This window comes from Qaidamihabitans albus (assembly GCF_016464705.1).
In the GTDB taxonomy this organism is placed as follows: Bacteria; Actinomycetota; Actinomycetes; order Mycobacteriales; family Pseudonocardiaceae; genus Qaidamihabitans; species Qaidamihabitans albus.
The window spans coordinates 12,128-33,736 of sequence record NZ_JAEHOB010000013.1 but is presented as its reverse complement, the minus strand read 5'-3'; the positions used below and the strand labels follow the sequence as shown (position 1 = coordinate 33,736).

Sequence of the window (21,609 nt, the reverse complement as noted above, 5' to 3'; positions counted from 1 at the left end):
ATGCCGATCCGTACGCACCGGGGCAGGGCCGCCGTATACCGCAGGCTGTGGGGCTGGCCGCTGCGCTCGCCCACGCACCTGGCCGGCACGTTGATCGTGCTCACCGCGCTCGTCGTCTCGGTGGGCATCGTGGTGCCGAAGGTCTTCGGCGAGCCCGGCGGCACGACCGGCTCGGCGGCGTCCAGCACGTCCTCGACGAGCGCCACCGCTTTCGACGGGGGCCCGCTGACCAGCCGGAGCAGCCTGCCCACCCGGCTCAGCGAGCCGCGCGAGTCACCCACGAGCGCGGCGCCGGACCCGGCCGCGCTGCGGGTCGCGGGGGAGTGGGCAGCGGCGTGGGTCAACCATCCCGCGGGCTCCACGAACGAGCAGTGGCTCGACCGGCTGCGCCCGCTCACCACCGAGGAGTACCTCCCGGTGATGAAGAGCGTGAACCCCGGCAACATCCCGGCCACGAAGGTCACCGGCGAGCCGGAGGCCACCGAGTCCTACACCAGTTCCGTCAAGGCCGAGGTGCCCACCGACGGGCCGAGGCTGAGCATCACCGTGGTGGAGACGGACGCCGGCTGGCGGGTCGCTCACTACGGCGAGGCGGAGTGACACCGTGCGGGCCGGGCTACTGGTCGGCTGCATCACGGCGGCCGTCGTCGCGGTGCTGCTCGCCGCGGGCACGGTCGCGATCATCGAAGGCCAGCGGCAGCAGGCCGCGCTGGGGATGGGGGTCACCCCGCTCAGTTGCGAGGCGTCGATCGGGCCGACCCAGCCGGGGATGCAGAACGCCGGTGCCGCCGACGCGACGAACCTCGACGCCGAGCAGCGCGACATCGTGGCGCTGATCATCTCGATCGGCAAGGAACGGGGCCTTTCGCCGCGGGCTTGGCAGATCGCCATCCAGGCCGGGATGACCGAGTCCGGCCTGCGCAACCTGAACTACGGCGACCGCGACTCGCTCGGCATCTTCCAGATGCGGCCCTCGATGGGCTGGGGCACGGTCGCGCAGGTCACCAACCCGCCGTACCAGGTGAACAAGTTCTACGACGTGCTCGAGTCGGTGCCGGACTGGCAGAACCGGCGCCCGGGCGACGTCGCGCAGGCGGTGGAACGCTCGGCGTTCCCCGACCGGTACCACGAGTGGGAGCCGATGGCGGTCCACCTGGTCGAGAACATGGGGAACGTGCCCGACGCCGCGGGCTGCGGCGAGGGCATGGGCGCCGCGCTGCCGCCGAACGAGGCGGCCGCCACGGCCATCGAGTTCGCGCTCGGGGAGCAGGGCAAGCCGTACGTGTGGGGCGCGACCGGGCCGAACTCCTACGACTGCTCCGGGCTGATGCTGCGGGCGTTCGAGGCGGCCGGGATCACCGTGCCGCGCGTGTCCCGCGACCAGTACAAGGCGGGCGCGATGTTGCCGGTCGAGGAGGCGCAGCCGGGCGACATGTTGTTCTGGGCGTACGACCCGGCCGATCCGAGCACCATTCACCACGTCGCGATGTACCTGGGAGACGGGAAGATCGTGGAGGCCCAGCAGAGCGGCGTGCCGGTGCACACCCGCTCCGTCTCATGGGACGAGGCGGAACTGGTGGCACAGGCGGTCCGGCCCGGTGTGTGAGGACGTAGTGAGCACGAGGAGGGTCAGCAGTGGCCAAGAAGTGGGGTAAGCGCGGCAAGAAGCCGGGCAAGGGGGAGGCCGGGCTCGAGGCCGACCCGCGGAACCTGTTCGGGGTGCCGCCCGCGCCACGCAGCGCGCCACCCGCGTCGAGCACGCCGCTGGCGGACTACCTGCGGCGGGGCTGGCCCGGCGTCGACCAGGGCTACATCGTGCTGCCGCGCACGCTCGCCGAGGGGATGCCGCTGCCGTGGCAGCAGCAGCTCACGAACCTGCTCGCGCAGTTCCACGACACGCACGGCCGGCTGTCGTGGCCGGTGTACCGGGTGGTGCCGTCGCGGCCCGAGCGGCTCGTCGACCTGGACGAGGACCAGTTGGCGGAAGCCGGTTACCTGGTGGAGATCGACACCGACGGCGAGATGGTCTACCGGGAGCGCAACGGGCGCAAGGTGGACAACCCCGAGGACAAGACAGTGCTCGTGTCCTGCCTGGACCCGATCGTGCGGCACGCGCAGGCCGGGCCCGCGCAGGGCCAGGCCACGGCGCCACCGCGCAGCGGCCCGGTACCGATGAACATCGGCCCGCAGCCGGTGTGGCGTACGACGGCGCCGCCCTCCCAGCAGGCGCAGACGCCACAGACGGCTCAGCCCGCGCAACCATCCCAGCCACCCCAGCCGCGGGAACCGCAGGCTCCGGCACCGGAGATGCCCGTGCCGCCGGAGCCGGCGGTGCCGTCGTCGGGTGCGGAGCCCGCCCCCGCGGAACCGGAACCGGCGGGTGAGGCCGAGGCCCCGCCGGAGCGGTCCGCGCAGGCCGAGCGCGCCGCCGCGGAGCCGCGGCAGCAGGAGCCGAGCACGCCGCCGCGCGGTTTCCAGCGTCCGCGTGGCTGGTTCGACGAGCTTCCCGAGCCGGAAAAGACCGGCGACGCCGGCGCCGCGGAGGACGCCGAGTTCGGCCCGACCGGGGAGCCGACCGAGATCCCGTACCGCTACCGCCGGTGAGTCACCTCGCCCGCGCCCGAGGTGGCCCCGGGCGCGGGCAGGTGCCAGGCTCGGGGTATGGCCGCAGAGAGCAAGGACCCGAACCCGGACCCCGGCTGGTGGTACAACACCCGCACCGGCGAGGTCGAGCACGGCACCCTGTCCCGGTCGATCGACCGGCTCGGGCCGTACCCCGACGAGGCGACCGCCCGCCGTGCCCTGGAGATCGCCCGCGAGCGCACCAGGCAGGCCGACCGGGAGGACGCCGAATGGAACCGGGGCGCCGACTAGCTCGTGAGTGCGGAGACGAGTTCTAACTCGTCTCCGCACTCACGAGGCGTGACCAGCCGGGCCGCCCGCGACGGCGAGGGGGCCGGGCACGAACTCGGGGTCGACCTGGTCGGTGAGCTCGGAACCCGCCCAGGCGCGGGCGTTGCGCAGGTGGAACTCCACCGCCTGCGCCTGATAGCGCTCCCAGTCGCGCTCGTTGGAGTCCACAGTGGAGAGCATGGTCCGCAGGGTGCCGAGGTTGTGCGGTTCGAGCTGGTCGATCGGCCGTGCCCGCCCGCGCTCGGCTGCGCGCACGTGACCGGAGCTGGTGACCCAGCCGAGCAGGTCCTCGCCCACCTGCTCGCGCAGGAAGTCGACGTCCTCGTCGTCGGTGACCTTGTTCCCCACGACCACGAGCCGCACCCCGAAGTCGCGCGCGTAGTCGGTGTACTGCCGGTACACGCCGACGCTGCGCACGGTCGGCTCGCACACCAGGAACGTCACGTCGAACCGGGTGAACAGGCCCGAGGCGAAGGCGTCCGCGCCCGCGGTCATGTCGACCACCACGTACTCGCCCGCCTCGTCGACGAGGTGGTTGAGCAGCAGCTCGGCGGCCCCGACCTTGGAGTGGTAGCACGCCACGCCGAGGTCGTCGTCGGCGAAGCGGCCGGTCACCCCGAGACGTACGCCGCCGACCTCACGGAAGCACGCGTCGGTGATCGGGTTGTCCTCGCGCGGTGTCAGCAGCCGCGAGCCACGGCCCGGCGGCGTGGTCTTGATCATCGCCTCGGCGCTCGCGATCCGCGGGTTGTCGCCGCGCAGGTACTCCTTGATCAGCGGCAGCGCCTCGCCCAGCGTGGGCAGCGCCGCCGCCTCCTCCTCGCTCGCCCCGAGGGCGACGGCGAGGTGCTGGTTGATGTCGGCGTCGATGGCCAGCACCGGGTGCCCCGCGCCGGCGAGGTAGGAAGTGAACAGCGAGGCGAGGGTCGTCTTACCGCTGCCGCCCTTGCCGACGAACGCAACTTTCACGCGAAGACTCCTGAAATCGATACCGGTTTTCATTACCTGTAGCGCCAAGGTATACCCGGCCGGCCCATACCCGATCAGGTCATCGCGGCCGCTCAACCGCGTTAGGGTGCAAGTGTGGCTGTGGTGATCCGCACCCCGGGCGCCGGCGACTTCGCCTCGCTGCGCGCCGAGTTCGAGCTGCCGGAATCGTTCCCGGCCGAGGTGCTGGCCGAGGCCGGGTCGGTCGCGGGCGATCCGGCGGAGTTCGCCGGTGGCCGCGAGGATGCCACCGGCCTGCCGTTCGTGACGATCGATCCGCCCGGCGCCAAGGATCTCGACCAGGCGATGCTGATCGAACGGCGGCCCTCCGGCGGGTTCCGCGTGCGCTACGCGATCGCCGACCTGACCGCCTTCGTGCCGCCCGGCGGGCCGATCGACCGGGAGGCGCGCCGGCGCGGGCAGACGCTGTACCTGCCCGACGGCAACGTCCCGCTGCACCCGCCCGAGTTGTCCGAGGGCGCGGCGAGCCTGCTGCCCGGCAGCGTCCGGCCCGCCGTGCTGTGGACGATCGACACCGACTCCGGTGGTGAGCCGACCGCCGTCCGGGTGCACCGCGCGCTGGTCCGCTCGGTCGAGCGGTTCGACTACGACTCCGTGCAGGCGGCGATCGACGCGGGCGAACCGCACCCGTCGATCGCCGCGCTGCCCGCGCTGGGCCGCCTGCGGCGGGAGCTCGCGGTCGCCCGCGGCGCCGTCGAGCTGCAACTGCCCGAGCAGGAGATCGTGGCCACCGAGGACGGCGACTGGCTGCTGGCACAGCGGCCGCGCAACGAGGTCGACGCGTGGAACGCGGAGATCTCGCTGCTCACCGGCATGTCCGCGGCGTCGATCATGCTGGAGGCCGGGGTCGGGGTGCTGCGCACACTGCCCGACGCCGAACCCGACGCGGTCGACTGGCTGCGCCGCTCGGCGAGGGCACTGGGCATCGACTGGCCGGAGGGCGCGAGCGTCGCGGAGCTCCTCTCCGGTCTCGATCCGGAGCGGCCCGAGTCCCTCGCCCTCTACGCGGGCACCACGCGGCTGCTGCGCGGTGCCGGGTACACCGCCTTCGACGGGACCGACCCGGAGATCGCCACCCATGCGGGCATCGGAGGCCCGTACGCGCACGTCACCGCGCCGATCCGCAGGCTGGTCGACCGCTTCGCCACCGAGGTGTGCCTCGCCGTGACGCACGGCAGGCCGGTACCGGACTGGGTGCGGGCCGCGCTGGCCGAGCTGCCCGAGCTGATGAACGCCTCGGACACGCGCGCGTCCCGGGTCGAACGGGCCTGCCTCGACCAGGTGGAGTCGTGGATCCTGGCCGAGCACATCGGCCGCACGTTCGACGCGGTGGTGCTGCGGGCCGAGGAGACGCGGGCGGAGATCCTGATCGAGGACCCGCCGGTGCTCGGCCGCTGCACCGGCACCGGCTTCCCCGAGGGCGGCCGGATCCCCGTGCGGCTCACCGCGGCCGACACCGTCAACCGCAAGGTCTCCTTCGAGCGAGCGTGATCCGATGACGCAGACATGGACGTCCTGGGAACGGGAGCTGCACGACGAGGTGCGGGCCGGCCGGAGCGTGGTGGTCAACGTACGCCGGTCCGGGCCGCACAAGCACCTGGTGCCGTGGCTCGTCGAGCACGACCTCATCACCTACGTCGGCCACGCGGGCAACCGCCACTCGTGGCCCGGGTCCGACTTCGCGAACCCGTTCGTCAAGGAGGCGAAGCGGGATCGCGAGGCGATGGTGCGGCACTACCGTGAGTACCTCGCCGGGCAGCCCGAGCTGTTGCGCCGGTTGCGTGCCGGTGAGCTGACCGGTCGCGCGCTGGGCTGCTGGTGCGCGCCCGAACCCTGCCACGCCGACGTGCTGCTGGAGTACTGCCGATGATCGACGACCTCGGCGAGCAGGTGCCGCTGGCCGGCCCGCCCGGCCGGGTCGTCTCGCTCGTCCCGGCGCTGACCGAGGCGGTCGAGGCGACGGTGCCCGGCGCCGTGGCCGGGGCCACCGACTACTGCACGCATCCGCCCGGGCTGGACGTGCCGCGCGTCGGCGGTTCCAAGTACCCGAAGGTCGACGCGGTGCTCGGCCTGCGCCCCGACCTGGTGCTCGCGAACTCGGAGGAGAACCGGCCCGAGGACGTCGCAAGGCTGCGGGCCGAGGGCGTTCCGGTGTGGGTGATGGAGGCGCCCGCGACCGTGCCGATGGCGCTGGTCTCCCTGCGTGCGTTGCTCACCGGGGCGTTCGGCGTGGCGGCACCGGACTGGCTCACCGACGCCGAACGGCGGTGGGCGCAGCCGCGGCCGATCCGGGCGCGGGCGCTGGTGCCGGTCTGGCGCAAGCCCTGGATCGTGCTCGGCCGGGACACCTTCGGCGGCGACGTCCTGCACCGGCTCGGCATCGCGACGGTGTACTCCGACCATGCCGACCGCTACCCGCGCCCGAAGATCGACGAGCTGCGCGCCCAGTTCGCGCGGGGCGCCGCCGACCTGCTCGTGCTGCCCGACGAGCCGTACGAGTTCACCGGCACCGACGGCCCTGAGGCCTTCCCCGGCGTGCCGTACGTGCTCGTCTCCGGCCGCTACCTCACCTGGTACGGGCCTTCGCTCGGCGCCGCCCACCGCGTCCTCGACCTCGCGCTCACCCGGGCAGTCCGGTGAGGACCGTGACCCGCTGCTCGGTCAGGTCGGCCATCGCCGCCGCCGGGCCCTCGCGGCCGACGCCGGAGTCCTTGACGCCGCCGTAGGGCATCTGGTCGGCGCGGAAGCTCGGCACGTCGCCGACCACGACGCCGCCGACGTCCAGCGCCGCGGACGCCTCGAACGCGGTCGGCAGGTCGCGGGTGAACACCCCGGCCTGCAGGCCGAAACGGGAGTCGTTGACCAGCCGCAGCGCCTCCGCGGTCGAGCCGACCGGGTTCAGGCACACCACCGGCCCGAACACCTCGTCCGCCAGCACCCTGGCGTCCTCCGGCACGTGCGCCAGCACCGTGGGCTCGACGGTCGCGCCGTCCCGCCGCCCGCCGGTGTAGCGCCGGGCGCCCGCCGCGACGGCCTCGTCCACCCACGACTCCACGCGCTCGGCGGCCGCCGTGTCGATCAGCGGCCCGACGTCGGTGTGCGGCGAGCGCGGGTCGCCGGTGCCGAGCGCGCGGACCTTCGCGACCACGCGCTCGGCCAGCTCCTCGAACACCGCGGTGTGCGCGTACACCCGCTGCACGGAGATGCACGACTGCCCGGCCTGGTACATCGCGAACGTCGCGATCCGTTCCGCGGCGAAGTCCAGGTCCGTCCAGTCCGGGCAGACGACGACGGCGGCGTTGCCGCCGAGTTCGAGCGCGACGTGCTTGCGTGGCACCGAGTCCCGGATGCGCCAGCCGACCGGCACCGACCCGGTGAACGACACGACCGGCAGCCGGGGATCGTCGACCAGCCCCGCCGCCACGTCGTTGCCGACCGGCAGCACCGACCAGCTGCCCGCGGGCAGCCCGGTCTCGGCCAGGATCTCGCCGAGCGCGAGCGCCGTGAGCGGGGTCGCCGGCGCGGGTTTGAGCACGATCGGCGCGCCGACGGCGATCGCCGGTGCCACCTTGTGCGCCACCAGGTTCAGCGGGAAGTTGAACGGCGTGATGCCGAGCACCGGGCCCTTCGGCACGCGGCGGACGAGCGCGAGCCGCCCGGTGCCGCCCGGGTCGGTGTCGAGCCGCTGCAACTCGCCGGAGAACCGGCGCGCCTCCTCGGCCGCCCAGCGGAACGTCGATGCGGCGCGGCCGACCTCGACGCGGGCCCACTTCACCGGCTTGGCCGACTCGGCGGTGATCAGAGCGGCGAGCTCCCCGGCCCGCTCGGTGATCCTGCGCGAGACGTGGTCCAGCGCGGCGGCGCGCACGTGGGCGGGCAGTGCGGCTGTCCCGGCCCGCGCTTCGTGCGCCGCCAGGACCGCGGCCTCGACGTCCGAAGTGGACGGTATACCGTGCAGGCCGGCCTCGGTGCCGTCGTAGGAGTTGCGCACGACCGCGGTCGCCTCGCCGGTCACCGGCTTGCCCGCGACCCAGAACGGGATGCTCACCGGGCCGCCTCCTGCCGGACCGCGTGCTCGAGCACGGAAAGTCCCTCGTCGAGCAGGTCGGCGGGCAGCGAGAGCGGGGGCAGCAGCCGCAGCACGTTGCCGTAGGTGCCGCAGGTCAGCACCACGACACCCGCGGCGTGGCAGGCCGCCGCGACGCGCCCGGCCGCCGCCGGGTCCGGTTCGGTGCCGCCGGGAACGACGAACTCGGCGGCGAGCATCGCACCCCGGCCGCGCACGTCACCGATGACGCCGGTCTCCGCGGCGAGCGCCCGCAGCCGGGGCAGCACGGTGCCGCCGATGCCGCGGGCGGCGCCGGCCAGGTCGTCGGCGCGCATGGTCTCGATCGCGCCGAGGGCAGCCGCGCACGCGACGGGGTTGCCGCCGTATGTGCCGCCCAGCCCGCCGGGCGGCACGGCGTCGAGCAGTTCGGCGCGGCCCGTGACGGCGGCCAGCGGCAGCCCGGCCGCGATGCCCTTGGCCGTGGCGACCAGGTCGGGGATCACGTTCTCGTGCTCGCAGGCGAACCAGTCCCCGGTGCGGCAGAAGCCGGTCTGCACCTCGTCGGCCACCAGAACCACGCCGTGCCGGGTGCACCAGCGCGACAGCGCGGGCAGGAATCCGGGGGCGGGCTCGACGAACCCGCCCTCACCCTGGACCGGCTCGATCACCACGGCCGCCACCGCGTCGGCGCCGACCTGCTTCTCGATGCGGTCGATCGCGGCGGCGGCCGCCTGCTCGCCGGTCCGCCCAGGGGCGTCGCGGAACGGGTAGGAACCGGGCACCCGGTAGACCTCCGGCGCGAACGGGCCGAAGCCGTGCTTGTACGGCACCGACTTCGCCGTCAACGCCATCGTGAGGTTGGTGCGGCCGTGGTAGGCGTGGTCGAACACCACGACGGCCTGCCGTCCGGTGGCGACCCGCGCGATCTTGACGGCGTTCTCCACGGCCTCGGCGCCGGAGTTGAACAGTACCGAGCGCTTCTCGTGCTCGCCGGGCGTCAGCTCGGCCAGCTCCTCGCACACCCGCACGTAACCCTCGTACGGGGCCACCATGAAGCAGGTGTGCGTGAAGCGGCCCGCCTGCTCACGCACGCGGTCCACCACGGCCGGTGCGGAGTGCCCGACGTTGGTGACCGCGATACCGGAGCCGAGGTCGATGAGCGTGTTGCCGTCGGCGTCGGTGAGCAGGCCGCCCTCGGCCGAGGTGACGTACACCGGCAGCACCGAGCTGAGCCCGGCCGCGACGGCACGCGCGCGCCGTCGCTGGAGTGCCCGGGAGGCCGGGCCGGGAATCTCGGTGCGCAACCGGCGATGGGTGGTAGCGGTCATGGCTCCAGGGTGGGCCGCTCCCACCGTCGCCGTCAGCGTGACGAAGTGTCCAATTCAGCTGCTAGACTTCGACAACATGGCACTGACCCTGCGTGAACTCGCCGGGCAGGGCCCGCTCGGCCTGCGGGTGCTCGCCGGCGAACCGGCGCTGGACCGGGAGATCGCCTGGGTGCATCCGACCGAGCTGGCCGACCCCACGGCGTTCCTCGACGGCGGCGAACTGCTGCTCACCACCGGGCTCACGATCGAGGGTGAACCGGCGGCGGACTACGTGGGGCGGCTCGTGGCCGCGGGCGTCACCGGGGTCGGCTTCGGTACCGGGCTGAGCCACGACGAGGTGCCGCCCGCGCTCGTCGGCGCCGCGGCGACCGCCGGGCTGCCGCTGCTGGAGGTGCCCCGGCAGACGCCGTTCATCGCCATCACCAAGGCTGTCTCGGCCGCGGTCGCCGCCGACGAGTACGCCGCGCTGGTGCGGACCGGCAAGGGGCAGCAGGAGCTGACGCGAGCCGCGCTGGGCCGCCGCGGGCCGGGCGTCCTCGTGCGCAGGCTCGCGCGGCTGGTGGACGCGTGGGTGCTGCTGCTGGACCCCGCGGGTGCGGTACGGGAGGCGGCGCCCGGCTCGGCGCGGTCGGCCGGGCCCGCGCTGGGGGCGGAGCTCGCCGCGGTGCGGGCCGGCTCCAGGGTGGTCACCGTGCACGGCGACGAGGTGCTGTTGCAGGCGCTCGGTACGCGCGGGCGCGGCTTCCTGGCGGTGGGCGGGCGGCTCGGCCCGGCGGAGCGGCACATCGTGACCACGGCCGCGGCGCTGCTGTCCCTCTCGCTGGAGCGCGACCGCGCGCACGGCCGGACCCTGCGCGGCCTGCGGACGGGCCTGGCTGGGCTGCTGCTCGCCGGGCAGGCGGAGCTGGCCCTGGCGACGATCGAGCCGGTGTTCGGCGCGGTGCCCGCTCCGCCGTGGTCGGTGGTCGTGCTCGCGGGCGGTGCGCGGGCAAGGGCCGCGGCCGTGGAGGCACTGGAGACCGAGTTCGAGCGCGCCTTCTTCGCCGAGTACGGGGCGGCGGTGCTCGTGCTGGCCGACGGCCGCGGCGGCGCGCGGGCAGCCGAGCTGCCGAGCCGGATCGCCGGGCTGCACGCCGGAGTCGCACCGTCCACAACGGACCCGACGGTGGGATACCGGCAGGCGGAACAGGCCGCCGAGGCGGCCCGCGCCGCGCGGAAACCGGTGGTGCGCTTCGCCGAGCACGCCGCGGGCGGACTGCTCGGCCTGCTCGATCCCGCGGCGGCGCGGGCGTTCGCCGACGAGGCGCTCGCACCGTTGCGCCGCCACGACGAGACGGGTCGAGGGCAGCTGGTGACCTCCCTGCGCTGCTGGCTCGAGCACAACGGCCACTGGGACCTCGCCGCGTCCCGGCTCGGCGTGCACCGGCACACGCTGCGCAACCGGATGGCCAAGGTCGAGCGCCTCACCGGCCGCGACCTCGACGCGCCCGGCACCCGCGCCGAGCTCTGGCTGGCCCTGCAAGCGCACCCCTCGTGAGTGGCCACGCGAGTTCTAACTCCGGTTGCCACTCACGAGCAGGGCGATGGGCGCGTCACCGCAGCGGCGCAGGGTGGTGCCCGGCTCGGCCACCGGTTCCGCACCCGAGCCCCACCACGCCGGGATGTCGAGCGCCCGCACGAGCGAGCCGGTCGGCTGCCGCGCGCTGTTCGACACGATCACCCTGCCCTGCGCGTTGACCAGCGCCGCCCGGCCGGGCAGGCCCCGCAGCCGCGGTTGCAGCAGGTGCTCGAACTCGCGCACGAACACGTCCGCACCGACGACCCCGGCGAAGGCGCCGTTCGCACGCACCGGCACGGTGAAGGTCATCGTGTACTCGTCGGTGCACAGGTAGTCGACGTAGGGCCCGGTGATGTGCCGGTGCCCGGTGTCCCTCGGCACCGTGAACCAGGACTGCCGGGTGTAGTCGAGGAAGTGGTCGCTGGCCGGGTCGAGGCTGATGAACAGCTGGGTCGGCCGGCCGCCGTCCGTCCTCGTCCACCACTCGAAGCCGAACTCCTGGTCGGCCAGCACGTTCGGCGCCGCGATGAACCCCGCGCCGACGACCAGCCCGTCGTGACCGCCGAGCGTCCGCAGCACCTCGGGACGCAGCCGTTCCAGCTGCTCCGCGCGCACGCCGGAACGGTCCGCGCCCGCGAACAGCGCGTCGGCCTGGGACAGCACCGGGTCGAGGCCGGTGAAGACGCCCTCCACGAGCGCCGAGACGTGGTCGGCGACGTCGTCGCCGACCAGCGTGCGCGTGTCCTTCACGATGGATCCCACCTTGCGTTCGTGCGCTCGGGGCAGCTTAGGGCTCAGGGCTCCAAAAGGCCCAGATGTAGCTCCGCCAACCGGTCGATCGCTGCCAAGATGTGTTCTTCGGTCAGCCTGCGGGCGAGCTCGCCGTCCGCCTGGGCGATGGCCTCGGTGATCGCGCAGTGCTCGGCGTGCGCGTCCGCGTGCGTGCCCGCGTCGCCGGTCGGCAGCCAGAGCAGAGCGCCGAGCTCACCCTGGAGCCGGACCTCCTGGTGGGTCAGCCGCGGTGACTGCGCGGCGGCGGCGACCTCGAGGTGGAAGTGCCGCTCCGCGCGGGAGGCCTCGGTCCCGGTGGCGCCGCGCAGGTCCTCGGTGGCGAGTTCCAGCCGTTCGACGTCCTCGGCGGAGCTGCGCTCGGCGGCCATTCTCGCGGCGGCACCCGCGACCGCGAGGTAGTGGTCGCCGAGGTCGCGGAGATCGGTGAGGGTCAGCGTGCGCAGCCGCTTCCGCCAGGACGCGGCCGCCCTGTCCCTCGGTGCCCGGACGAAGCTGCCGCCCGTCCGGCCCCGCCTGGTCTCGACCAGGCCCTGCTGGCGCAGTGCCACCAGCGCCTCGCGGACGGTCACCGTGGACACGCCGAACTGCCCGGCGAGCTCCGCCTCGCTGGGCAGCTGCTCCTCGTCGGCGAGCAGGCCGAGCGTGATCGCGTCCACCAGCCGCCTGGTGACCGCCTCCACGCGCCCGGTCTGCTCCAGCGGCGCGAACATCGCCGAGCGCGCGCCGTGGGAGATCCGCTTCCGCATCCGTCCCCTCGGTTCCTCGTCGACCCCGATGGAGGCAATCTTGCCCTAAAGTCTTGAACTATTACATATGAACTTATATGTTTCCGCGTCATGGAACAGCTCAGGCACTTCGTCGGCGGCGAGTACGTCACCTCCGCCGGTGCCGCGGTCGCGGAGATCATCGACCCGGTCACCGGGCAGCCCTACTGCACCGCGCCGGTGGCCGGCGCCGAGGACGTCGACCGCGCGCTCACGGTCGCGGCCACGGCGTTCGAGACCTGGCGCGACGCCACCCCGGCAGAGCGTCAGCTGGCGCTGCTCCGCATCGCCGACGCGGTGGAGGCGCGCGCGGACGAGCTGGTCCGCGCCGAGTCGGCCGACACCGGCAAGCCGCTCGCGCTCACGTCGAGCGAGGAGATGCCGATGGTGATCGACCATCTGCGGTTCTTCGCGGGCGCGGCGAGGGTCCTGGAGGGCCGCGCCGCCGCCGAGTACATGGCGGGGCACACCTCGTTCGTCCGCCGCGAGCCGGTCGGCGTCTGCGCGCAGGTGACCCCGTGGAACTACCCGCTGCTGATGGCGATCTGGAAGATCGCACCGGCGCTGGCCGCGGGCAACACGGTCGTGCTCAAGCCGTCCGACACCACCCCGGCGTCCACCCTGCTGCTCGCCGAGATCTGCGCCGAGTTCCTGCCGCCCGGCGTGCTGAACGTGCTCTGCGGCGACCGGGACACCGGCCGCGCGCTGGTCGAGCACCCGATCCCGGCGATGGTTTCGATCACCGGCTCGGTGCGGGCCGGGATGGAGGTCGCGGGCGCGGCGGCCGCCGACCTGAAGCGGGTCCATCTCGAGCTCGGTGGCAAGGCCCCGGTGCTCGTTTTCGCCGACGCCGACCTGGACGCGGCGGCGGAGGCCATCGCGGCCGCGGGCTTCTTCAACGCGGGGCAGGACTGCACCGCGGCGACCAGGGTGCTGGTCCACGACTCCGTGCACGACGAGTTCGTCACCGCGCTGACGCGGCAGGCTGCGGCGACCAGGACCGGCCGCCCTGACGACGACGGCGTGGCGTACGGGCCGCTGAACAACGCCGCGCAGCTCGCCAAGGTCGCCGGGTTCGTCGACCGGCTTCCCGGTCACGCGACCGTCCACACCGGAGGGAAACGGGACGGCGACGCCGGCTACTTCTACCTGCCCACCGTCGTCTCCGGGCTCCGCCAGGACGACGAGATCGTGCAGAACGAGGTCTTCGGTCCCGTGCTGACCGTGCAGCGCTTCTCCGCCGACGACGAGGCGCTCGCCGCGGCGAACGGCGTGTCCTACGGGCTGGCTTCGTCGCTGTGGACGAGCGACCACGCCCGCGCCATGCGGCTGTCCGCACGCCTGGACTTCGGCTGCGTCTGGATCAACACGCACATCCCGCTCGTCGCCGAGATGCCGCACGGGGGCTTCAAAAAATCTGGCTACGGCAAGGATCTCTCGCTCTACGGCTTCGAGGACTACACCCGCGTCAAGCACGTGATGACCGCCCTGTAGCGCCGAAAGGATGGCAACCATCATGTCGCCGAACCAGGCGCCGTCAGTCGCGCCGGCCCCTGCCGGGGACCGCGAGGACGCCGGAACCGGCCCCGCCGTACGGCTGCGCGCGCTGCGCAAGTCGTTCGGCGCGGTGACCGCGGTGGACGGGATTGACCTCGACATCGCGCGCGGCGAGTTCTTCTCCATGCTCGGGCCTTCCGGCTCGGGCAAGACCACCGTGCTGCGGATGATCGCCGGATTCGAACTGCCCACCAGCGGCACCGTCGAGCTGGCCGGCCGGGACGTCAGCAGGCTCGCCCCGTTCCAGCGGGACGTCAATACGGTGTTCCAGGACTACGCGCTGTTCCCGCACATGAACGTGATCGGCAACGTCGAGTACGGCCTGCGGGTGAAGCGGGTGCCGAGGGCACGCCGCAGGGAACGCGCGCTCGAGGCGTTGCGAACCGTCCGGCTGCAGGAGCTCGCGCAGCGCAAACCCGGTCAGCTCTCTGGCGGGCAGCGGCAGCGGGTGGCGCTGGCCAGGGCGCTGGTCAACCGGCCGAGGGTGCTGCTGCTCGACGAGCCGCTCGGAGCGCTCGACCTCAAGCTGCGGCAGGCCATGCAGATCGAGCTGAAGCAGATCCAGCGCGAGGTCGGCATCACGTTCGTCTTCGTCACCCACGACCAGGACGAGGCGCTGACGATGAGCGACCGGATCGCCGTGTTCAACGACGGGCTGATCGAGCAGGTCGGCACACCGGCCGAGGTGTACGAGCGCCCGGCCAGCGCGTTCGTCGCCGGTTTCGTCGGCACGTCCAACCTGCTCAGCGGCCGCGGGGCGGAGCAGGTGATCGGCAGCCGCGGCGTCTACAGCATCCGGCCGGAGAAGATCCGCGTCGACACCGATCTCGCGGTGCCGGCGCGGGACGGCGAGACCGGCGCGACGGGCACCGTCACCGGCGTCGTCTACGCGGGCGCAACGGTCCGCTACGAGGTGGCGCTCGACGCGGGCGGCCAGCTCTCCGTCGTGCGGCAGAACGAGGGCACGGCCGCCGGTGCGCCGGCTCTCGAGGGCAGCAGGGTCCGCCTCGTCTGGCGGCAGGAACACAGCTTCCGCGTGTCCGAAGGAAGCGGAGAAACCCACAGGTGAACAGGAGACACCAATGAGGAAGAGGAAGTCGATCAGCCTGCTGGCGGGGCTGCTGTGCGCGGGCACGGCCGTCGCCGCGTGCGGTACCGCGGGAGAGACCTCGTCGCAGGGCGCGCCGGGTGGCCAGGGGTTCCAGCCGCCGGATCTCGCCGCACTGCAGGAGCTGGGGGAGCCGGAGGGCCAGCTCAACATCCTCGCGTGGCCCGGCTATGCCGAGGACGGTTCCAACGACCCGGCCGTCGACTGGGTGACGCCGTTCGAGGAGGAGACCGGCTGCCAGGTCAACGTCAAGCCGTTCGGCACCTCCGACGAGGCCGTGAACCTGATGAAGACGGGGGAGTACGACGTTGTCTCCGCCTCCGGGGACGCGTCGCTGCGGCTCGTCGCCGCCGGGAACGTCGAGCCGGTCAACACCGACCTCATCCCGAACTACGCCGACGTGTACGACTTCCTCAAGAACAAGACGTGGAACAGCGTCGACGGTACCTCCTACGGGGTGCCGCACGGGTGGGGCGCGAACGTGCTGGCCTACCGCACCGACAAGGTCGAGTCCGTGCCGGACTCGTGGTCGGTCGTGTTCGACGAGAACTCGCCGTACAAGGGCAAGATCACCGCGTACGACTCGCCGATCTACATCGCCGACGCCGCGCTGTACCTGATGAAGCACCAGCCGGAACTCGGCATCGAGAACCCGTACGCGCTGGACGACAAGCAGTTCAACGCCGCGGTCGACCTGCTGAAGAAGCAGCGGCCGATGGTGAACGAGTACTGGTCGGACTACCTGAAGGAGAGCCAGGCGCTGAAGAGCGGCGACGTCGTGGCCGGCACCGCGTGGCAGGTCACGGTGAACCTCACCGCGGGTGAGGGCGCCCCGGTGGACTCGGTACTGCCGTCGGAGGGCGCCACCGGCTGGTCGGACACCTGGATGGTGTCGGCCTCCTCGGAGCGCAAGACGTGCGCGTACAAGTGGCTGAACCACATCATCAGTCCGGAGGCCAACGCGCAGGTGGCCGAGTACTTCGGCGAGGCGCCCGCGAACCCGAAGGCGTGCGAGCTGACCGAGGACGCGAAGCACTGCGACAACTACCACGCCGGTGACGCCGACTACGCGTCGAAGATCTGGTACTGGACCACGCCGATCGAGCAGTGCATCGACGGGCGCACCGACGTGAAGTGCAAGGACTACGGCGAGTGGACCCGCGCGTGGACCGAAATCAAGGGCTGACCGGCCAGCGGGCTCGTGAGTGCGCACGCGAGTTAGAACTCGTGTGCGCACTCACGAGCGTGACCTGCGGGGATGATGATGACTACCACGACGCCCACGCCACCGGCGCCAACCCCACCGGCGCCGGCACCACCACGGCGCGGCAGGGCGCTCGACTCGGCGTCGAGCTTCCTGCGCCGCAGGCCGCGGCTGCGCCTCGGGCTGCTGCTCTCCGCGCCGATGCTCTGGCTCGGGCTGGCCTACCTCGGCGCGCTCGCGGCCCTGTTCGCCACCGCCTTCTGGCACACCGACTCCTTCACCGGACAGGTCGTGCGGGAGTGGACGCTGGAGAACTTCCGCACGCTGTTCACCGACGAGGTCTACCGCACGATCACGCTGCGCACCATCGGCATCGCGGCACTGGTGACCCTGATCGACGCCGTGCTGGCGTTCCCGATGGCCTTCGTCATGGCCAAGTTCTGCTCACCGCGTGCCCAGCGCATCCTGGTGATCGCCGTGATGACCCCGTTGTGGGCCAGCTACCTCGTCAAGGCCTACTCGTGGCGGGTCATGCTCTCCGGCAACGGCGTGATCGACTGGCTGCTCGCACCGTTCGGTCTGGACAGTCCGGGCTACGGCCTGCTCGCCACCGTGCTGACGCTGTCCTATCTCTGGCTGCCGTACATGATCCTGCCGATCTACGCCGGGCTGGAACGGCTGCCCGCCTCCCTGCTGGACGCCGCGGGAGACCTCGGTGCCCGGCCGTGGCGGGCGTTCCGCTCGGTGGTGCTGCCGCTGACCTTCCCGGCGATCGTCGCAGGTTCGATCTTCACGTTCTCGCTCTCCCTCGGCGACTACATCTCGGTGCGGATCGTCGGCGGGGCCAACCAGATGCTCGGCAACGTCGTCTACGACAACATCGGTGCCGCCAACAACCTGCCCTTCGCCGCGACCGTCGCCACCGTGCCGGTCGTCATCATGCTCGGCTACCTCGCCGCGGTGCGCCGGACCGGCGCGCTGGACAACCTCTAGGAGCGCCGCGCCATGACGGTTTCCAGAACCACCAGGCTCGTCCTGTTCGGAGCGCTCGTGCTGGGCCTCGGCGTGATCTACTTCCCGCTGCTCGTGGTGCTGCTGAACTCGGTCAACGCCGACACCACCTTCGGCTGGCCGCCCTCGGAGCTCACGTTGGAATGGTGGCGCAGGGCGATCGGCAACGAGGGCGCGCGCAGCGCACTGTGGACGAGCGTGCGGGCCGGCCTCGCCGCGACGTCGATCGCGCTCGTACTCGGCACGATGGCCGCGTTCGCCCTGCAGCGCTACCGTTTCTTCGGGCGCGACTCGATCTCGCTGCTGATCATCCTGCCGATCGCGCTGCCCGGCATCGTCACCGGCATCGCGCTCAACAACGCGTTCCGCACGGTCCTCGGCATCGACCTCGGGCTGTTCACCGTCGTCGTCGCGCACGCGACGTTCTGCATCGTCGTGGTCTTCAACAACGTGATCGCGCGGCTGCGCAGGCTCGGCGGCAACTTCGAGGAGGCGTCGATGGACCTCGGTGCCAACGGGCTCACCACGTTCCGGCTGGTCACCTTCCCGATGCTGCGCTCGGCGCTGCTCGCGGGCGGCCTGCTGGCGTTCGCGCTGTCCTTCGACGAGATCATCGTGACTACGTTCACCCTCGGCGCCGGCCTGGAGACGCTGCCGATCTGGATCCTGAACAACCTGTTCCGGCCGAACCAGGCGCCGGTCGTGAACGTGGTGGCCGCGGTACTGATCGTGGCGTCCACGGTCCCGGTCTACCTGGCGCAGCGGCTCTCCGGTGACACCGCCAGCGGCGGGCGGCTGTGATGCGCGGGCGGCGGCACCGGCTTCACGCGCACGCGAAACGGTCGGTCGCGGTCCGCAGCGCCGCCAGCACCCCCGGGTCCGTCACCGCGTGCCCGGCGCCGTCGAGCAGCACCAGCTCCGAGCCCGGCCAGGCCCGGTGCAGCTCGTAGGCCGTCGACGGCGGGCACACGGCGTCGTAGCGGCCCTGCACGAGGACACCGGGAATCCCGGCCAGCCTGCCCGCGTCGCGGATCAGCGCGCCGTCGTCCAGCCAGGCGCCGTGGACGAAGTAGTGCAGGGCCAGGCGCGCGAACGGCACGGCGAACGACGGCGCGCTGTAGCCGGTGCGATAGCCGCGCTGCGGCACCATCGACACGATCGCGCCCTCCCAGGCGCTCCAGGCGATCGCGGCCCGTTCGCGCACCGCGGGGTCCGGATCGTCGAGCAGCCGCCGGTAGGCGGCGAGCAGGTCGCCGTCCTCGGTGCCGGCGAGGGGCGCGAGGTAGTCCGCCCATTCCTCGGGGAACAGGTGCGCGGCGCCGCCGTTGTAGATCCAGTCCAGCTCCCGGCGGCGGACGGTGAACACCCCGCGGAGCACGATCTCGGTGACCCGCTCCGGGTGGGTCTGGGCGTAGGCGAGCGCGAGCGTGGCGCCCCACGAGCCGCCGAAGAGCTGCCAGCGGTCGATGCCCAGGTGCTCGCGCAGCCGCTCCATGTCGGCGACCAGATGCCAGGTGGTGTTGACCGAGAGGTCGGCGCCCGGCTCGGTCACGTGCGGCGTGCTGCGGCCCGCACCACGCTGGTCGAACAGCACGATGCGGTAGCGGCGGGGATCGAAGTGCCTGCGGGTCAGCGGGGCGCTGCCGCTGCCGGGACCGCCGTGCAGGACGACCACCGGCCTGCCGTCCGGGTTGCCGCTGACCTCCCAGAAGACCTGGTTGCCGTCGCCGACGTCGAGCATGTCCTCGGCGTAGGGCCGGATGGGCGGGTACAGCTCGTGCATGCCGCCACCCTGCCCTACGCCCCGCCCGGCTCAGTGGAAGGCGTGCTCCGCGGCCGGGAACTCGCCGCGGCGCACCTCGTCCGCGAACGCCTGCGCCGCGCCGGAGAGCGCACCGGCCAGGTCGGCGTAGCGCTTGACGAAACGGGGCGACTTACCACGCCGCAGGCCCGCCATGTCCTGCCAGACCAGCACCTGCGCGTCGCAGTCGGACCCGGCGCCGATGCCGATCGTGGGGATGCGCAGCTCGTGCGTGATCCGCTTCGCCACCTCGGCGGGCACCATCTCCATCACGACGGAGAACGCGCCGGCCTCCTGCAGCGCCACCGCGTCGACGAGCAGCTCGTCCCCGGCGGCGCCGCGACCCTGCACGCGGTAGCCGCCCAGGTTGTGCTCGCTCTGCGGGGTGAAGCCGATGTGGCCCATCACGGGCACCCCGGCCGAGGTGAGCGCCTCGACGTGCGGCGCGAACTTCTGCCCGCCCTCGAGCTTCACGGCGTGCGCGCGGCCTTCCTTCATGAACCGCACCGATGTCTCCAGCGCCTGCTGCGGGGAGAGCTGGTAGGACCCGAACGGCAGGTCGGCGACGACGAGCGCCCGCTCGGTGGAGCGGGTGACCGCACGAACCAGCGGCAGCAGCTCGTCCACGGTCACCGGCAGCGAGGTGTCGTAGCCGAACACGTTGTTGGCAGCCGAGTCACCGACCAGCAGCACCGGAATGCCCGCCTCGTCGAACAGCTGGGCCGTGTACATGTCGTAGGCGGTGAGCATGGGCCACGGCTCGCCGCGTTCCTTGAGCTCGAGGAGGTGATGGATGCGAACCCTCTTGCGCGGCGTGGCCTGCGCCGAGGCACCCGAACCGTACGGGGCGGCGACCTCGCCTGCGCCCCCCTTTTCAGCGTTGGACATCGTTGTCGACCGTCCTTCCCTCGAGGCCTTGGAGAGGTCCCCGGGTCGTGGATCGTTGCTGAGCAAAGCGTCGCACCGGGGAGGGTGGGCTCAAAGCCCCTGCGACCAGGTTCACACGAAGCCGGTTCCGCCGCAGCCGGGCCGTGATCAATCCGGTGACGTTCTTTGCTGCCCACGGACACCGACGTCGTGGTAAGCACTTCGCCATGGCGCCGGTCTTCCACCGCCCGGCCACGCTGGGGGCGGTTCGCGCGGTGACCGTGTCGCTGCTCGCGACCGGCACCCTCGCCCTCCTCGGCTGGCTGGTGCAGTTCGGGCTGGACACCGGGTTGTCGCCGCTGCACGCGCCACCGGGCGAGCTCGGCGCAGCGGGCCGGCCCCATGGCGTCGTCTTCCGCGCCGCCGAACTGGTCGCCGGGCTCGCGCTGATTCTGGCGAGCCCGCCGCTGCTGCGGCTGGCGCCGGTGCACCGGCAGGCGCGGCTCACGGTCGGCGTCGTCTTCGCGGTCGGCCTGCTCCTGGTCCTGCGCGCCGCGTTCCCGCTCGACTGCGCGGCCTCGGCGGGCGAGGTGTGCGCCGACCCCTCGGCCGGGCACCGGGTACACGAGGCGGCGTCCACGCTGCTGAACCTGGCCTACATCGTGGGTGCGCTGAGCCTGATGCTGTGGTGGCCGCGCGGCTGGCGGACGCTGGCCGCGGTGGCGTTCGCGATCGAGGTGCTGGCGTGGCTCGCGGTCGTGTTGCTCGAACCCGGCCACTTCGCCGGTATCGTCGGGCGCGTCCAGCTCGTGACCCTGCTGGCGGTGATCTGCGCGGGCGCGGCCTACCTGCTCACCGCGGGCCGGGTGCCCGGCGGGACGGACTGAGCGCCGCCGCGGTCAGAGGCTGTCTTCGAACCTGCTGCAACGGACCAGGGCGCGCTGTTTCCGCAGGTCACCGGTCGTGAGTGCGGAGCCGTGTTCTAACTCGCTTGCGCACTCACGAGTGGTGACCAGGCACAACGCCGCGCCTCCGTGGGATCTCCGTGGGATCAAGGACAGGCTCTCAGAGCCGGAAGAGGGTGGGCGCCTCGGCGTGCGCGTTCTCGATGTCGAGCATTCGCAGCTTGGTGGCGGTGCCCCCGGTGGCGGAGAAGCCGCCGGTCCGGCCGCCCGCGGCGAGCACGCGGTGACACGGCACGATCGGCGCGAACGGGTTGTTCCCGAGTGCCTGCCCGACCGCGCGGGCCGCTCCCGGCTCGCCCAGGCGCTGCGCGATCTCGCCGTAGGTCAGCGTCGCGCCCGGCGGGACGGTGCGCGCGAGCTCGTAGACGCGGCGGTGGAACGGCGGCACGCCGGACATGTCGAGGACCGCGCCGGAGAGGTCGGCGGCCTCGCCGCGCAGCAGCGCGGTCACGGCTTCGATCGTGTGCCGGACGGCCGGCGGCGGCACCTGCTCGGTGCCGTCCGGGAACCGTTCGAGCAGGCGGGCCCGCGTCCGGGCCGCGCCACCCTCGGGCAGCCGGCTGCCGATGATGACGTGCTCGCGCCACGCGATGCCGCAGTGGCCGATCGCGGTGTCGAAGACCGCGAAACCGGGTGCTGTCATGGCTCGCCTTTCCGCCGCGTGCGCTGCCCCTGATCCTGCCTC

At 72.6% G+C, this 21,609-nt stretch carries 22 protein-coding genes; 14 read left to right on the top strand and 8 right to left on the bottom strand.

The genetic code is table 11. The annotated features are described in order from the left end of the window. From JAP66_RS22740 to JAP66_RS22725, 4 genes are read left to right on the top strand one after another with little or no spacing between them, the layout of a single operon-like run. The gene (locus JAP66_RS22740) at positions 1–600 is read left to right on the top strand and encodes a hypothetical protein (RefSeq protein WP_199433857.1); all 600 of its coding nucleotides are present in this window, start codon (positions 1–3) and stop codon (positions 598–600) included. A 4-nt stretch (positions 601–604) separates the two neighbouring features. Beyond that, positions 605–1,606 carry a C40 family peptidase gene (locus JAP66_RS22735; protein WP_199433856.1) on the top strand — a complete coding sequence of 334 codons (1,002 nt, stop codon included), beginning with the start codon at positions 605–607 and terminating at the stop codon, positions 1,604–1,606. A gap of 29 nt (positions 1,607–1,635) precedes the next feature. After that, a complete protein-coding gene (locus tag JAP66_RS22730) occupies positions 1,636–2,604 on the top strand; it encodes a hypothetical protein (RefSeq protein WP_199433855.1) in 969 nt (322 codons plus the stop codon). Positions 2,605–2,661: 57 nt separating this feature from the next. After that, a complete protein-coding gene (locus tag JAP66_RS22725; protein ID WP_199433854.1) occupies positions 2,662–2,874 on the top strand; it encodes a hypothetical protein in 213 nt (70 codons plus the stop codon). A 39-nt stretch (positions 2,875–2,913) separates the two neighbouring features. Here JAP66_RS22725 and JAP66_RS22720 read toward each other — a convergent pair whose 3' ends face one another. Continuing rightward, a complete protein-coding gene (locus tag JAP66_RS22720; RefSeq protein WP_199433853.1) occupies positions 2,914–3,882 on the bottom strand; it encodes an ATP-binding protein in 969 nt (322 codons plus the stop codon). 123 nt (positions 3,883–4,005) lie between these two features. Between JAP66_RS22720 and JAP66_RS22715 the strand changes: the two genes are divergently transcribed. From JAP66_RS22715 to JAP66_RS22705, 3 genes are read left to right on the top strand one after another with little or no spacing between them, the layout of a single operon-like run. Further along, positions 4,006–5,412 carry an RNB domain-containing ribonuclease gene (locus tag JAP66_RS22715; RefSeq protein ID WP_199434010.1) on the top strand — a complete coding sequence of 469 codons (1,407 nt, stop codon included), beginning with the start codon at positions 4,006–4,008 and terminating at the stop codon, positions 5,410–5,412. A 4-nt stretch (positions 5,413–5,416) separates the two neighbouring features. Continuing rightward, positions 5,417–5,791: a DUF4326 domain-containing protein gene (locus tag JAP66_RS22710; protein ID WP_199433852.1), complete on the top strand. Its 375-nt coding sequence runs from the start codon at positions 5,417–5,419 to the stop codon at positions 5,789–5,791. After that, a complete protein-coding gene (locus JAP66_RS22705) occupies positions 5,788–6,561 on the top strand; it encodes a helical backbone metal receptor (RefSeq protein WP_199433851.1) in 774 nt (257 codons plus the stop codon). Before JAP66_RS22710 ends, JAP66_RS22705 begins: the two co-directional genes overlap by 4 nt. On the opposite strand, the gene JAP66_RS22700 is transcribed toward JAP66_RS22705, so the two are convergent. Continuing rightward, entirely contained in the window at positions 6,542–7,969 is a 1,428-nt protein-coding gene (locus JAP66_RS22700; protein ID WP_199433850.1) for an aldehyde dehydrogenase family protein, read from the bottom strand. The two genes, JAP66_RS22705 and JAP66_RS22700, sit on opposite strands and share 20 nt — an antisense overlap. Beyond that, positions 7,966–9,297, bottom strand: a complete 1,332-nt coding sequence (gene gabT, locus JAP66_RS22695) for a 4-aminobutyrate--2-oxoglutarate transaminase (protein WP_199433849.1) — start codon at positions 9,295–9,297, stop codon at positions 7,966–7,968. Before gabT ends, JAP66_RS22700 begins: the two co-directional genes overlap by 4 nt. Positions 9,298–9,373: 76 nt before the next feature. Between gabT and JAP66_RS22690 the strand changes: the two genes are divergently transcribed. Continuing rightward, positions 9,374–10,834 (top strand): PucR family transcriptional regulator, encoded by a 1,461-nt coding sequence (locus JAP66_RS22690; RefSeq protein ID WP_199433848.1) that lies wholly within the window; start codon positions 9,374–9,376, stop codon positions 10,832–10,834. Between the two features lie 15 nt (positions 10,835–10,849). On the opposite strand, the gene JAP66_RS22685 is transcribed toward JAP66_RS22690, so the two are convergent. Further along, positions 10,850–11,605 carry a cache domain-containing protein gene (locus JAP66_RS22685; protein WP_199433847.1) on the bottom strand — a complete coding sequence of 252 codons (756 nt, stop codon included), beginning with the start codon at positions 11,603–11,605 and terminating at the stop codon, positions 10,850–10,852. 44 nt (positions 11,606–11,649) lie between these two features. Then, the gene (locus JAP66_RS22680; RefSeq protein WP_199433846.1) at positions 11,650–12,393 is read right to left on the bottom strand and encodes a FadR/GntR family transcriptional regulator; all 744 of its coding nucleotides are present in this window, start codon (positions 12,391–12,393) and stop codon (positions 11,650–11,652) included. Between the two features lie 90 nt (positions 12,394–12,483). Between JAP66_RS22680 and JAP66_RS22675 the strand changes: the two genes are divergently transcribed. The 5 genes from JAP66_RS22675 to JAP66_RS22655 all read left to right on the top strand — a co-directional run bounded on the left by JAP66_RS22675 (position 12,484) and on the right by JAP66_RS22655 (position 18,092). Further along, the gene (locus JAP66_RS22675) at positions 12,484–13,905 is read left to right on the top strand and encodes a gamma-aminobutyraldehyde dehydrogenase (RefSeq protein ID WP_199433845.1); all 1,422 of its coding nucleotides are present in this window, start codon (positions 12,484–12,486) and stop codon (positions 13,903–13,905) included. 22 nt (positions 13,906–13,927) lie between these two features. Then, the gene (locus JAP66_RS22670) at positions 13,928–15,037 is read left to right on the top strand and encodes an ABC transporter ATP-binding protein (protein WP_199433844.1); all 1,110 of its coding nucleotides are present in this window, start codon (positions 13,928–13,930) and stop codon (positions 15,035–15,037) included. A gap of 13 nt (positions 15,038–15,050) precedes the next feature. After that, positions 15,051–16,262 carry an ABC transporter substrate-binding protein gene (locus JAP66_RS22665; protein WP_199433843.1) on the top strand — a complete coding sequence of 404 codons (1,212 nt, stop codon included), beginning with the start codon at positions 15,051–15,053 and terminating at the stop codon, positions 16,260–16,262. A 219-nt stretch (positions 16,263–16,481) separates the two neighbouring features. Further along, positions 16,482–17,273, top strand: a complete 792-nt coding sequence (locus JAP66_RS22660) for an ABC transporter permease (RefSeq protein ID WP_235999316.1) — start codon at positions 16,482–16,484, stop codon at positions 17,271–17,273. A 12-nt stretch (positions 17,274–17,285) separates the two neighbouring features. Continuing rightward, positions 17,286–18,092, top strand: coding sequence for an ABC transporter permease (locus JAP66_RS22655; protein WP_199433841.1), 807 nt, complete (start codon positions 17,286–17,288; stop codon positions 18,090–18,092). Positions 18,093–18,114: 22 nt separating this feature from the next. On the opposite strand, the gene pip is transcribed toward JAP66_RS22655, so the two are convergent. Both pip and panB read right to left on the bottom strand, forming a co-directional pair. Continuing rightward, positions 18,115–19,074: a prolyl aminopeptidase gene (pip, locus tag JAP66_RS22650; RefSeq protein WP_199433840.1), complete on the bottom strand. Its 960-nt coding sequence runs from the start codon at positions 19,072–19,074 to the stop codon at positions 18,115–18,117. Positions 19,075–19,104: 30 nt separating this feature from the next. After that, entirely contained in the window at positions 19,105–19,980 is an 876-nt protein-coding gene (gene panB, locus JAP66_RS22645) for a 3-methyl-2-oxobutanoate hydroxymethyltransferase (protein WP_199433839.1), read from the bottom strand. A 206-nt stretch (positions 19,981–20,186) separates the two neighbouring features. On the opposite strand from panB, the gene JAP66_RS22640 reads away from it, so the two are divergent. Beyond that, positions 20,187–20,846, top strand: a complete 660-nt coding sequence (locus JAP66_RS22640) for a DUF998 domain-containing protein (protein WP_199433838.1) — start codon at positions 20,187–20,189, stop codon at positions 20,844–20,846. Between the two features lie 178 nt (positions 20,847–21,024). On the opposite strand, the gene JAP66_RS22635 is transcribed toward JAP66_RS22640, so the two are convergent. After that, positions 21,025–21,567: a methylated-DNA--[protein]-cysteine S-methyltransferase gene (locus tag JAP66_RS22635; RefSeq protein ID WP_199433837.1), complete on the bottom strand. Its 543-nt coding sequence runs from the start codon at positions 21,565–21,567 to the stop codon at positions 21,025–21,027. Between the last annotated feature and the right edge of the window lie 42 nt (positions 21,568–21,609).